Source organism: Pseudomonas sp. PA-4-8C (assembly GCF_021606625.1).
Lineage (GTDB): Bacteria > Pseudomonadota > Gammaproteobacteria > Pseudomonadales > Pseudomonadaceae > Aquipseudomonas > Aquipseudomonas lactis.
Genome location: NZ_WKCD01000038.1, coordinates 21,658 through 34,152 on the forward strand (window position 1 = coordinate 21,658; position 12,495 = coordinate 34,152).

Below are 12,495 nucleotides of genomic sequence, written 5' to 3' on the forward strand. Positions count from 1 at the left end.
AGGGAATGATATCTCGCCTAATCGTCGTTTGTTGGCAAGTCTTGGGCCAGCTACAAATAGGGCCAGGATCGCCGTGCGTATTGCGGCGCGAATTTTTGTATGCAGATTTGAAGGAGTGACCCATGGTTGCCGCATTGCTTGATCGTCTCGGGGTAAACCCGGCGCTGTACCAGGCCGGGAAACAACCCGTGCATTCACCGATTGATGGCAGCCGTATCGGCAGTGTCCATTGGGAAGGCGCCGCCGAGGTGGAGCAACAGGTCAGTCGCGCCGAGCATGCATTCGAGGCCTGGCGCAAGGTGCCGGCACCGCGACGTGGCGAGCTGGTGCGCCAGTTCGGCGACGTATTGCGCGAATACAAGGCCGACCTGGGTGAACTCGTTTCCTGGGAGGCCGGCAAAATCACCCAGGAAGGCTTGGGTGAAGTGCAGGAAATGATCGACATCTGCGACTTCGCCGTGGGCCTGTCGCGTCAGCTGTACGGCTTGACCATCGCCTCCGAGCGCCCAGGCCACCATATGCGCGAAACCTGGCACCCGCTGGGCGTGGTCGGCGTGATCAGCGCCTTCAACTTCCCGGTGGCCGTGTGGGCGTGGAACACTGCGCTGGCCTTGGTGTGCGGCAACGCTGTGATCTGGAAACCGTCGGAAAAGACCCCGCTCACCGCACTGGCCTGTCAGGCCTTGTTCGAGCGCGTACTGAAAAAATTCGACGGTGCCCCTGAGTATCTCAGCCAAGTGATCATTGGCGGCCGCGACGCCGGCGCTGCGCTGGTGGATGACCCGCGCGTCGCCCTGATCAGCGCCACCGGCAGCACGCGCATGGGCCGTGAAGTGGCACCCAAAGTCGCCGCGCGTTTCGCCCGCAGCATTCTTGAGCTGGGCGGCAACAACGCGATGATCCTCGGCCCAAGCGCCGACCTGGACATGGCCGTACGCGCCATCCTGTTCAGCGCAGTGGGCACCGCCGGCCAACGCTGCACCACCCTGCGCCGGCTGATCGCCCATGAGTCGGTCAAGGAAGAAATCGTCACCCGCCTCAAGGCCGCCTATTCCAAGGTGCGCATCGGCCACCCGCTGGAAGGCAACCTGATCGGCCCGCTGATCGACAAGCACAGCTTCGACAACATGCAGGACGCCCTTGAGCAAGCCTTGAGCGAAGGCGGCAAGGTGTTCGGCGGCAAGCGCCAACTGCAAGACACATTCCCCAACGCCTATTACGTATCGCCGGCCATCGTGGAAATGCCCGAGCAAAGCGACGTGGTGTGCAGCGAAACCTTCGCGCCGATTCTTTACGTGGTCGGCTACACCGACTTCGCCGAAGCCCTGCGCCTGAACAACGCCGTGCCGCAAGGCTTGTCGTCCTGCATCTTCACCACCGACGTGCGTGAGGCCGAGCAGTTCATGTCGGCGGTGGGCAGCGACTGTGGCATCGCCAACGTCAACATCGGCCCGAGCGGTGCAGAGATCGGTGGCGCGTTCGGGGGTGAAAAAGAGACCGGCGGCGGGCGTGAATCGGGCTCGGATGCGTGGCGCGGGTATATGCGCAGGCAGACCAATACCGTGAACTACTCGCTGGAACTGCCGTTGGCCCAAGGCATCACGTTCGACTGACCAGACTGATCGTTCCCACGCTCTGCGTGGGAACGCATTCTGTGACGCTCCGCGTCACGACAATGCGGACGCGGAGCGTCCAAGGCTACATTCCCACGCAGAGCGTGGGAACGAGCGGTGGTGAATTCATCCCGGAGTCTGGCAATGGCACTGCGCGAAACATGTTTATGGGAACACCTCACCCCAGGCCGTCCCGACCGAGCCGCGCTCAAGGGCGCGGTCAAGGTGGATGTGTGCGTGATCGGCGCCGGCATCACCGGTTTGTCGGCGGCCATTCATTTGCTGGAACAGGGTAAAAGCGTCGTCGTACTGGAGGCCCATCGCACCGGTCACGGCGGCTCGGGGCGCAACGTAGGGCTGGTCAACGCCGGCCTGTGGATTCCACCGGACGAGATCGAGGCCGGTTTCGGCACAGCGGTGGGCAGCCAGCTCAACCGCATGTTGGGTGCGGCGCCGTCCCTGGTGTTCAGCCTGATCGACAAGTACAACATCGACTGCCAATTGCGCCGTGAAGGCACCTTGCACATGGCGCACAACGCCCGTGGCGAGGCGGACTTGCGCAGCCGTGAGCAGCAGTGGAAGCGCCGTGGCGCACCGGTTGAGTTACTCACCGGCCAGGCCTGCGAGCACGCCACCGGTACCCGCAAAATCGCCGCCGCATTGCTGGATCGGCGCGCCGGCACCTTGAACCCCATGGCCTATACCACGGGGTTGGCGAATGCCGCCGTGGGGCTGGGCGGGCAATTGTTCGATCATTCGCCGGTCACCCAGCTTGAGCGCCAAGGCGCCGATTGGTCGGTGCAGACTGCCGAGGGCGCGGTGCAGGCCGCGCAGGTGGTGATCGCCTCCAACGCCTACACCGAAGGCGAATGGACTGAACTGCGGCGTAACTTCTTCCCCGGCTATTACTACCAGGTGGCGTCGGCGCCGCTGACCGATGACGCGGCCAAACAGATCCTCCCCGGCGGCCAGGGTTCGGGGGACACGCGCCAGGTCCTGAGCAGTATTCGCCGCGATGCCGACGGGCGCCTGTTGCTGGGCAGCCGGGGTAACGGCAACCAGAAGCCGGCGTGGTTCCTCAAGGCATGGGCCGATCGGGTGCAGCAACACTACTTCCCGTACCTCAAACCGGTGCAATGGGAATACACCTGGACCGGCTGCATCGCGTTCACCCCTGACCACTTGATGCGCCTGTTCGAACCGGCCCCCGGCCTGGTGGCGGTTACCGGTTATAACGGGCGCGGGGTGACCACCGGCAGCGTGGTGGGCAAGGCGTTTGCCGACTACCTGTGTCACCAGGATCCCCAAGCCTTGCCGATCCCCTTTGCCCCTATGCAGCCCCTGGCCGGGGTAGGCCTGCGCAGTTGCCTGTATGAAGCCGGCTTCTCGCTCTATCACGCCGGGCAATGCCTGAGGATCGTGATCTGATCAGCGAAATACCCCTCAGAAGCCTGCATTTTCTTAGCAGGCTACCCATCTGTATTGGTGCAAGTCGTAGCAATCACGCACTGTAAATGTGCAGTTCCGTTACGCACGTTGTTACAGCTGTAGGAACTGTCGTTTATGCCTGTGGTTGCAGGTGCGACCTGCCAGGGTTGTACTTTTTTGCAGTGTTGGTTGCACCTGGAGACGCTAGACGGTTGCACGTCCTGGCAAAAGGCGTCGAAACGCCTGTAATAACAATGACACCGTGTCTTTTTGAAGAATAAAAACGTAATGGCACGCGGCTTGCTCTGAGCTTTCAGTGAAAGGTTTGAATGCAAGTTGTCGTGCCAAAAATCAAAAATATCGGAGCACCACTCATGTCCCAGACGTTTTACAAGAAAGGTTTTCTGGCCCTCGCCGTTGCTGCGGCGCTGGGTGTTTCTACGTTTGTTCAAGCTGATGTGAAAATTGGTGTGGCGGGCCCGATGACGGGTGCCAACGCCGCTTTCGGTGAGCAGTACATGAAGGGTGCCCAGGCGGCAGCCGACGTTATCAACAAGGCCGGCGGCATCAACGGCGAGCAGATCAAGCTGGTGGCGGGCGATGACGCCTGTGAACCCAAGCAGGCCGTGGCCGTGGCCAACCGCCTGGCCGACCAGGACAAAGTGATCGGTGTGGTCGGGCACTTCTGCTCATCCAACACCATCCCGGCGTCGGAGGTTTACGACGAAGCAGGCATCATCGCCATCACCCCAGGCTCCACCAACCCACAAGTGACCGAACGCGGCCTGGGCGCCATGTTCCGTATGTGCGGGCGTGACGACCAGCAAGGCATCGTGGCCGGCGACTACATCGTCGACGTGCTCAAGGGCAAGAAAGTCGCGGTGATCAACGACAAGGACACCTACGGCAAAGGCCTGGCCGACGCCACCGCTGCGCAGTTGACCAAGCGCGGCGTCAAGCCGGTGCTGGAAGAGGGCCTGACCCGTGGCGAGAAAGACTTCAGCGCCCTGGTCACCAAAATCCGTTCCCTGGGCGCCGACGTCGTGTACTTCGGCGGCCTGCATCCGGAAGCCGGCCCATTGGTACGCCAGATCCGTGAAGCGGGCCTCAAAGACGTCAAGTTCATGTCCGATGACGGCGTGGTCACCGACGAACTGGTGTCCACCGCAGGTGGTGCGCAGTACGTCGATGGCGTGTACATGACCTTCGGCGCCGACCCGCGCCTGCTGCCAGACAGCAAGACCGTGGTGGAAGAGTTCCGCAAAAACGGCACCGAGCCAGAAGGCTACACCCTCTACGCCTACGCCTCGATCCAGGCCCTGGCCGCCGGCTTCAACGGTGCCAAGTCCAACAAGGGCGAAGACGCGGCCAAGTGGTTGAAGGCTAACCCGGTTAAAACCGTCATGGGCGAAAAAGCCTGGGATGCCAAGGGCGATCTGAAAGTCTCTGACTACGTGGTTTACCAGTGGGACAAAGACGGCAAATACCATCAGTTGGAAAAGCAGAAGTAATAACGCGACGGCTTGAACACCTCGATCTCTGTGGGAGCCGGGCTTGCCCGCGATGACGGCCTCAATACCAACACCTGTGTTGAATGTGAAACCGCTATCGCAGGCAAGCCAGCTCCCACAGAGGGCCAGGTTGCCTGCTCTATTGCAACAAACCTGTCTTTTCCTCCAGAAGCGCCGCACACCCACCGGTGTGCAGGTGCTCACCGCGTGAGATTGCGTTATGGATGGTATTTTCCTGCAGCAACTGGTCAACGGCCTGACCCTCGGGTCGGTCTATGGCCTGATCGCCATCGGCTACACAATGGTCTATGGCATCATTGGCATGATCAACTTCGCCCACGGCGAGGTTTATATGATTTCCGCTTACCTCGCGGCGATCAGTCTGGCACTGCTGGCTTACTTCGGCATCGAATCCTTCCCGCTGCTCATTCTCGGTACCTTGATCTTCACCGTGGTCGTCACTGGCGTGTACGGTTGGGTGATTGAGCGTGTCGCCTACAAACCGTTGCGTAACTCCACCCGACTGGCTCCGCTGATCAGCGCCATCGGTATCTCGCTGATCCTGCAGAACTACGCGCAGATCGCCCAGGGCGCCAAGCAACAAGGCATTCCCACCCTGCTGGCCGGCGCTTGGCGCGTCGATATCGGCACCGGGTTTGTGCAACTGACCTACACCAAAGTGTTCATCCTGGTCGCCGCTTTTGCCGGCATGGCCTTGCTCACCTACATCATCAAATACACCAAGCTGGGCCGCATGTGCCGCGCTACCCAGCAAGACCGCAAGATGGCCTCGATCCTGGGCATCAACACCGACCGCGTGATCTCCTACGTGTTTGTCATCGGTGCCGCCATGGCCGCCCTGGCCGGCGTGCTCATCACCCTCAACTACGGCACTTTCGACTTCTATGCCGGCTTCATCATCGGCATCAAGGCGTTTACCGCAGCGGTACTCGGCGGCATCGGTTCCCTGCCTGGGGCGATGCTCGGTGGGATCATCCTCGGTATCTCCGAGTCGCTGTTCTCGGGGTTGATCAACTCTGACTACAAAGACGTGTTCAGTTTCTCCCTGCTGGTGGTGATTCTGATTTTCCGTCCCCAGGGCCTGCTTGGTCGCCCACTTGTGGCGAAGGTGTAAACATGTCTGCTGCCAAATCCATTGATATCAAGAAAAGCGTGGTCGATACGGTGCTCGCGGGGCTGATTTCGCTGATCGTGTTCGGCCCGATTGTCGGCGTGGTGCTCGACGGCTACAGCTTCAACCTGGAACCTGCGCGGGTTGCCGTGCTGGTCGCCATCGTCATGGCCGGGCGCTTTGCCTTGAGCCTGTTCCTGCAAACCCCCAAGGGCGTGAAGATCCTTCAAGGGTTCGAAAGCAGCGGCTCCGGCGTGCACGTGCTGCCACCGGACTACAAGTCGCGGCTGCGCTGGATCATCCCGGCGTTGATCGTGATCGCCATCGTGTTCCCGATCTTTGCCAACAAATACCTGCTCACCGTGGTGATCCTGGGGCTTATCTACGTGTTGCTCGGCCTGGGCCTGAACATCGTGGTGGGCCTGGCGGGCCTACTCGACCTGGGTTACGTGGCGTTCTATGCCATCGGTGCCTACGGCCTGGCGCTGGGTTATCAATACCTGGGCCTGGGCTTCTGGACCGTGCTGCCACTGGCGGCCATCGCGGCGGCGCTGGCGGGGTGCATACTCGGCTTCCCGGTGCTGCGAATGCACGGTGACTACCTGGCCATCGTGACCCTGGGTTTTGGCGAAATTATTCGCCTGGTGCTCAACAACTGGCTGTCGTTCACCGGTGGCCCGAACGGTATGCCCGTGCCGTCACCGACCTTCCTGGGCCTGGAGTTCGGCAAGCGTGCGAAGGATGGCGGCATTCCGTTTCACGAGTTTTTCGGCATCGATTACAACCCCAACATCAAGTTCATGTTCATCTACATCGTGCTGTTTCTGGTGGTGCTGGCCGTGCTGTACATCAAGCATCGCCTCACGCGTATGCCGGTCGGTCGCGCTTGGGAAGCCTTGCGTGAAGATGAAATCGCCTGTCGTTCCATGGGCCTGAACCATGTGCTGGTCAAACTCTCAGCCTTCACCATCGGCGCGTCCACCGCCGGTTTGGCCGGGGTGTTTTTTGCCAGCTACCAGGGCTTCGTCAACCCGTCGTCGTTTACCTTCTTCGAGTCGGCGTTGATCCTCGCCATCGTGGTGTTGGGCGGCATGGGCTCGACGGTCGGCGTGGTGATCGCCGCGTTTGTGCTGACCGTGGCGCCTGAATTACTGCGCAGCTTCTCTGAATACCGTGTGCTGCTGTTTGGCGTGTTGATGGTGGTGATGATGATCTGGAGGCCGCGTGGCTTGATTCGCATCAGCCGTACCGGTGTGACGCCACGCAAGGGGGTAGCGCCATGAGCAAAGAAGTCGTCCTCTCCGTGGAGCACCTGATGATGCACTTTGGGGGCATCAAGGCCCTCAGTGATGTGAGCCTGCAGGTCAAACGCAACTCGATCTTCGCCCTGATCGGCCCCAACGGCGCCGGCAAGACCACGGTGTTCAACTGCCTCACTGGCTTCTACAAAGCCAGCGGCGGCAAGATCGAGCTCAACGTGCGGGGCAAGCAAACCAACGTCATACAGTTGCTGGGGGAGCGCTTTGAGGCCACTGACTTTGTCTCGCCGAAAAGCTTCCTCAGTCGCGTGTACTACAAGATGTTCGGCGGCACCCACCTGGTGAACCGCGCCGGCCTTGCGCGCACCTTCCAGAACATTCGCCTGTTCAAGGAAATGTCGGTGCTGGAAAACCTGCTGGTGGCCCAACACATGTGGGTCAACCGCAACATGCTTGCCGGCATCCTCAATACCAAAGGCTACCGCAAGGCCGAAAGCGATGCGCTGGATTGCGCGTTCTACTGGCTGGAAGTGGTCGACCTGGTGGACTGCGCCAACCGCCTGGCCGGCGAGCTCTCCTACGGCCAGCAGCGCCGCCTGGAGATCGCCCGCGCCATGTGCACGCGGCCGCAGATCATCTGCCTGGACGAACCGGCAGCGGGCCTCAACCCTCAGGAAACCGAAGCCCTCAGCGCGATGATTCGCCTGCTGCGCGACGAACACGACCTGACGGTGGTGCTGATCGAACACGACATGGGCATGGTGATGAGTATTTCCGACCACATTGTGGTGCTGGACCACGGCAACGTGATCGCCGAAGGCGGCCCGGATGCGATCCGCAACGACCCCAAAGTGATCGCCGCCTACCTGGGCGCGGATGAAGAGGAACTGGTATGAGTGCACCTATCCTCGAAATGAAGGACCTGGACGTGTTCTACGGCCCGATCCAGGCTCTGAAAAAAGTCTCGCTGCACATCAACGAAGGCGAAACCGTCAGCCTGATCGGCTCCAATGGCGCGGGTAAATCAACGTTGCTGATGTCGATCTTCGGTCAGCCTCGGGCCGAGTCTGGGCAGATCCTCTACAACGGCGTCGACATTACCCACAAATCGTCCCACTACATCGCTTCCAACGGCATTGCGCAGTCGCCGGAAGGGCGGCGGGTGTTCCCCGACATGACCGTCGAGGAAAACCTGCTGATGGGCACTATCCCCATTGGCGACAAGTTTGCCAGCGAGGACATGCAACGCATGTTCGAGCTGTTCCCCAGGCTCAAGGAGCGGCGCAACCAGCGGGCGATGACCATGTCCGGTGGTGAGCAGCAAATGCTTGCCATCGCCCGTGCGCTGATGAGCCGGCCCAAGCTGTTGTTGCTCGATGAGCCAAGCCTGGGGTTGGCACCGATTGTGGTGAAGCAGATCTTTTCCACCCTGCGAGAGCTGGCGTCCACCGGTATGACCATCTTCCTGGTGGAACAGAACGCCAACCATGCGCTGCGCCTGTCGGACCGCGCGTATGTGATGGTCAATGGTGAGATTCGCCTGACCGGCACAGGCAAGGAGTTGCTGGTGAACGAGGATGTGCGTAACGCCTACCTGGGCGGTCACTAACCTAAGATCCAGGCGCATCAACCCTGTGGGAACCGGGCCTTATGTGGGAGCCGGGCTTGCCCGCGATAGCATCACCTCGGTTTAGCTGACATACCGAGGTGGCCGCATCGCAGGCAAGCCAGCTCCCACCCAAAGCCGGTTCCCACATTTGTTTTTGCGATGTCCACAAGCGCTCAACCAAATTGTGGAAAACAAATCCAGCCGACCTCAAAAGCGCGACATATAGCCGCCGCAAATCCCTGTTTTGTCACAGTTTTGACTTGTCCCCATCCACTGTGGAACCGGCTGTGGGTAACGTGGGAGTAGCTGGCTGGGAGCCTTTAACGACGTGGCTTGCAGCGTGCTGGTTGTTTTTTGATCAGCGTGTTTTTCACCAGCGCACCAGGGGTTTGTCAACCTGTTTAAAGACACAGGTATATGAACTAAATAAGTCATTGCAGCCTGTGGATAAGTCTGTGACTAAACTCTGGAAAGACGCGCGCAGGGGCCGGAATGACTGGCCTGGAGCCATCGTTGTGTTTTTCTGCATTTGTCGGCGGCTACATAGGTGCTCGCTCAGGTCAAGCAAAAAACTTTCTAAAACCGCCTGCAACCCTTGTGCACAGCGGCTTTGAGCCTTTTGCACTTGCCCCCAAAGACTGTGGGCGCAGTTGTGGATAACCTGCGCGCATATGGCTACAAGCCACGGTTTATAAGGCTTTGATCGGATTGATCAAAAAATGATCAGCCAAGCATGCGTGTGTATGCACAGCGGTTGCCGCAAAGGCGGCGTACGGGCATTCTGCTGGCTGTTTTTTTCCCGATGCCCGTAAGGAGAACACCATGTCCGACACGCTGTTTATCACTGGCGCCACTTCAGGTTTCGGCGAAGCCTGTGCCCGTCGTTTTGCCGAGGCCGGCTGGAAACTGGTGCTCACCGGTCGTCGTGCCGAGCGCTTGAATGCCTTGGTCGAAGAGCTTTCCAAGCAGACCGAAGTGCATGGCCTGGTGGTGGATGTGCGCGACCGCAAAGGCATGGAGGAGGCCATCGCCAACTTGCCGCCGTCGTTCGCCACGCTGCGTGGCCTGATCAACAACGCAGGTCTCGCCGTGGGCACTGACCCTGCACCCAAGTGCGACCTCGACGACTGGGAAACCATGGTCGATACCAACATCAAGGGCCTGCTGACCACCACCAACCTGCTGTTGCCGCGGCTGATTGCCCATGGCCGAGGCGCCGGGATTATCAACCTGGGCTCCATCGCTGGTAACTACCCGTACCCGGGCAGCCATGTGTATGGCGGTTCCAAGGCGTTCGTGAAGCAGTTCTCGCTGAACCTGCGCTGCGACCTGCAAGGCACGGGCGTACGGGTGACCAACATCGAGCCGGGCCTGTGTGAGAGCGAGTTCTCCCTGGTGCGCTTTGGCGGTGACCAGGCGCGTTATGACGCCACCTATGCCGGGGCCGAGCCGATCCAGCCGCAGGATATTGCCGATACGATTTTCTGGGTGATGAACACCCCGGCGCACGTGAACATCAACCGCCTGGAGCTGATGCCAGTGAGCCAGACCTGGGCTGGTTTTGCGATTGAGCGTGGGAACGATCAGTGGCGTCAAATCGGCCAAAATGCGGCATAAGGTACACTGCCCGCCTGAAAACCCCACCGCACCCAGCGGTTTAAAGGTTTTGACAGGAGGCAATGTGAGTAACCGAGGTGAGCAGGCACTGCTCAAACAATCGACCATCCTGATGTTCGCAGTCGCGATCGCCGGGATTGTCACGGGTGTAATATCCGGCGCCCAATCCATTCTGTTCGACGGCTTTTTCTCGCTGATCGCCACCGCCATCAAGGTGTTGATGCTGATCACGGCCAAGCTGATCGCCAAAAAAAGCAACGATCGCTTCCAGTTCGGCTATTGGCACCTGGAGCCGATGGTGCTGCTGATAGAAGGCAGTTTCCTGCTGTTGATCGCCATCTACGCGTTCCTCAATGGCGTGTTCGGCATTATCAATGGCGGGCGCGAAATCGAGTTGGGGCTGGTGATCATTTATGCGGCGGTGTTTACCGTCGTGGAGTTCGCGTACTTCTTCTATGTGCGCTACCGCAATCGCACACTCAAGTCGTCATTGATCCAGTTCGACAACATCAGCTGGCTGGTGGACGCGATGCTGTCGGTGGGTTTGCTGATCAGCTTCCTGGCCGCGCTGTTGCTAAAGTCACAGGGCTATGGCGAGTGGGCGGTCTACGTCGACCCGTTGATCCTGATCCTGCTGGCCCTGAGCATGCTGGCGCCGGCATTCAAGATTTTGCGCCCAGCGTTGCGCGAAGTATTGGGCATCGCGCCGGATCATTTGGACGACAAGGTCCGCGAAGTGATGGACGCGGCGCAGGCCAAGCATGGTTTCGACGACTACGTGTCCTATGTGCAGAAGCACGGGCGCGCGCGGTTTATCGAGATTCATGTGGTGCTGCCGGCGGATTACCCGGTGGATAACGTCGCCACCCTTGATGGGCTGCGTGAAGAGATATCCACAGGGCTGGGGGCGGCGGATGCGGCGCGGTGGTTGACGATCAGTTTTACAGGCGACCGCAAGTGGATTGCCTAAAGTCTGTTAGACCGAGGTGAGGCTATCGCAGGCAAGCCAGCTCCCACAGTTGATAGTGTTCGCACATTAAAATGTGGGAGCTGGCTTGCCTGCGATGGGGCCTTGCAGGTCAGCCCAGATGCTGGACCAAGCCCTGATAGCAAGTCGCCAAATGATAAGGCGTAGTCGAAGGCATATCCCGCCGGCTCACCTTACCCTCGGCATCCAGGCATTCATGCCAACCCTTTGCATGCAAAAAGCGCTGTTGCAACGCCTGCAACTGACGCAACAGCACCGCTTCGCTGCCTGGCCGCAAGGTCAGTGCCCGCAGGTACTCGGCCTGCGCCCAGATCCGTTGGGTACCGTCGCGCACCGTGCCATCCAGCGCGAGCATGCCGCTGACCGCGCCGCTTAACTTATCCACACCCTTGTGCTCGGCATAGGCAAATGCCCGTGTCAGCGAGCCATGCAGCGCGGTGCCGCGCAGCACAGCTGAAGATTCGAGCAAAAAGAACCATTCGAACTGGTGCCCCGGCTCAAACCAGTTATCCACAGCGCCCAAAGGTTTTTCCATCATCACGCCGTGCTCGCGGTCGATGAAGCGTTGCTGCATGGCCGTCGCCAGTGCCAGCAGGGCCGCTTGTACCTGGGCGTCCTCACGTACCGCGAGGGTGGCCAGGAAACCTTCGGCCAGGTGCATCAACGGGTTTTGCAAGGGGCCTGCGTTGAGTGAGGCCCAGTTGCGCTCCAGTACTGCCTCGTACAACCCGTCGCCGGTGGCAAAGCGTTGAGCGACGACTTCCAGGGCGGCGTTGAGCACCGACTCTACCAGCGGCTCACGCACCTTGGCCCAGTAATGGGCGCAGGCAAAAATAATGAAGGCGTGGGTGTAGAGGTCTTTGCGCTTGTCCAGCGGTTGGCCGGCGGGGTCGATGCTGTAGAACCAGCCACCGTGTTCGGCATCATGAAAGTGCCGTTGCAGGGAGCGAAACAGCGCCGCCGCACGTTCTTCGGCAAAAGCCGCGCCGGGTTCGCCGATCAGGCTGGCGAACAGGTACAACTGCCGAGCGCAGGCCATGGCGCGATAGCGCTGGGGGGGCAGTGGCTGGTGATCGGCGTCCAGGGCCTCAAAGGGCAATGCCAGGTCGGCATTCCAGCCCGGGCCTTGCCAGAGCGGCACGATCAGGTCATGGAAGTGCGTGAGCACAGGCGTCAGGGAAGAGGGGGAAGCGATGGGCATTGGCTGGCGTCGTCACGGCAGGGGTGTAGGCGCGCATGGTAGCAGGCTGATCGTTCCCACGCTCTGCGTGGGAATGCATTTTATGACGCTCTGCGTCATGCTTTGGGACGCAGAGCGTCCTAGGCTGCATTCCCACG

Annotated in this window: 10 protein-coding genes; 9 read left to right on the top strand and 1 reads right to left on the bottom strand. The window is 60.2% G+C overall.

What is annotated here, in order from left to right; genetic code table 11:
• The first annotated feature begins 122 nt into the window (after nt 1-122).
• The 9 genes from amaB (at nt 123) to GIW04_RS09515 (ending at nt 11,139) form a co-directional block, all read left to right on the top strand.
• Nucleotides 123-1,613 carry an L-piperidine-6-carboxylate dehydrogenase gene (gene amaB, locus GIW04_RS09475; protein ID WP_003188096.1) on the top strand — a complete coding sequence of 497 codons (1,491 nt, stop codon included), beginning with the start codon at nt 123-125 and terminating at the stop codon, nt 1,611-1,613.
• A 144-nt stretch (nt 1,614-1,757) separates the two neighbouring features.
• Nucleotides 1,758-3,041 carry an L-pipecolate oxidase gene (gene amaA / locus GIW04_RS09480; RefSeq protein WP_236478968.1) on the top strand — a complete coding sequence of 428 codons (1,284 nt, stop codon included), beginning with the start codon at nt 1,758-1,760 and terminating at the stop codon, nt 3,039-3,041.
• A 374-nt stretch (nt 3,042-3,415) separates the two neighbouring features.
• Complete coding sequence (locus GIW04_RS09485; protein WP_003188098.1) at nt 3,416-4,552, top strand: branched-chain amino acid ABC transporter substrate-binding protein; 1,137 nt, start codon at nt 3,416-3,418, stop codon at nt 4,550-4,552.
• 220 nt (nt 4,553-4,772) lie between these two features.
• Nucleotides 4,773-5,687, top strand: coding sequence for an ABC transporter permease subunit (locus tag GIW04_RS09490; protein WP_003188099.1), 915 nt, complete (start codon nt 4,773-4,775; stop codon nt 5,685-5,687).
• 2 nt (nt 5,688-5,689) lie between these two features.
• Nucleotides 5,690-6,967 (top strand): high-affinity branched-chain amino acid ABC transporter permease LivM, encoded by a 1,278-nt coding sequence (gene livM / locus GIW04_RS09495; RefSeq protein WP_003188100.1) that lies wholly within the window; start codon nt 5,690-5,692, stop codon nt 6,965-6,967.
• Nucleotides 6,964-7,839, top strand: coding sequence for an ABC transporter ATP-binding protein (locus GIW04_RS09500; protein ID WP_003188102.1), 876 nt, complete (start codon nt 6,964-6,966; stop codon nt 7,837-7,839). Before livM ends, GIW04_RS09500 begins: the two co-directional genes overlap by 4 nt.
• A complete protein-coding gene (locus GIW04_RS09505) occupies nt 7,836-8,552 on the top strand; it encodes an ABC transporter ATP-binding protein (protein WP_003188103.1) in 717 nt (238 codons plus the stop codon). The genes GIW04_RS09500 and GIW04_RS09505 overlap by 4 nt, the downstream gene beginning before the upstream one ends.
• Before the next feature lie 822 nt (nt 8,553-9,374).
• Complete coding sequence (locus GIW04_RS09510) at nt 9,375-10,169, top strand: SDR family oxidoreductase (RefSeq protein WP_236301853.1); 795 nt, start codon at nt 9,375-9,377, stop codon at nt 10,167-10,169.
• Nucleotides 10,170-10,233: 64 nt separating this feature from the next.
• Nucleotides 10,234-11,139: a cation diffusion facilitator family transporter gene (locus GIW04_RS09515; protein WP_120247947.1), complete on the top strand. Its 906-nt coding sequence runs from the start codon at nt 10,234-10,236 to the stop codon at nt 11,137-11,139.
• A 109-nt stretch (nt 11,140-11,248) separates the two neighbouring features.
• On the opposite strand, the gene GIW04_RS09520 is transcribed toward GIW04_RS09515, so the two are convergent.
• On the bottom strand, nt 11,249-12,358 hold the full coding sequence (locus GIW04_RS09520) for an AGE family epimerase/isomerase (RefSeq protein ID WP_120247948.1): 1,110 nt from the start codon (nt 12,356-12,358) through the stop codon (nt 11,249-11,251).
• Nucleotides 12,359-12,495: the final 137 nt, after the last annotated feature.

What these genes read in the sequence shown, in the direction of transcription:
- GIW04_RS09520 (WP_120247948.1), bottom strand. Translation starts at nt 12,358, where the DNA reads ATGCCCATCGCTTCCCCCTCTTCCCTGACGCCTGTGCTCACGCACTTC.
- GIW04_RS09490 (WP_003188099.1), top strand. Translation starts at nt 4,773, where the DNA reads ATGGATGGTATTTTCCTGCAGCAACTGGTCAACGGCCTGACCCTCGGG.
- GIW04_RS09485 (WP_003188098.1), top strand. Translation starts at nt 3,416, where the DNA reads ATGTCCCAGACGTTTTACAAGAAAGGTTTTCTGGCCCTCGCCGTTGCT.
- amaA (WP_236478968.1), top strand. Translation starts at nt 1,758, where the DNA reads ATGGCACTGCGCGAAACATGTTTATGGGAACACCTCACCCCAGGCCGT.
- GIW04_RS09505 (WP_003188103.1), top strand. Translation starts at nt 7,836, where the DNA reads ATGAGTGCACCTATCCTCGAAATGAAGGACCTGGACGTGTTCTACGGC.
- livM (WP_003188100.1), top strand. Translation starts at nt 5,690, where the DNA reads ATGTCTGCTGCCAAATCCATTGATATCAAGAAAAGCGTGGTCGATACG.
- GIW04_RS09500 (WP_003188102.1), top strand. Translation starts at nt 6,964, where the DNA reads ATGAGCAAAGAAGTCGTCCTCTCCGTGGAGCACCTGATGATGCACTTT.
- GIW04_RS09510 (WP_236301853.1), top strand. Translation starts at nt 9,375, where the DNA reads ATGTCCGACACGCTGTTTATCACTGGCGCCACTTCAGGTTTCGGCGAA.
- amaB (WP_003188096.1), top strand. Translation starts at nt 123, where the DNA reads ATGGTTGCCGCATTGCTTGATCGTCTCGGGGTAAACCCGGCGCTGTAC.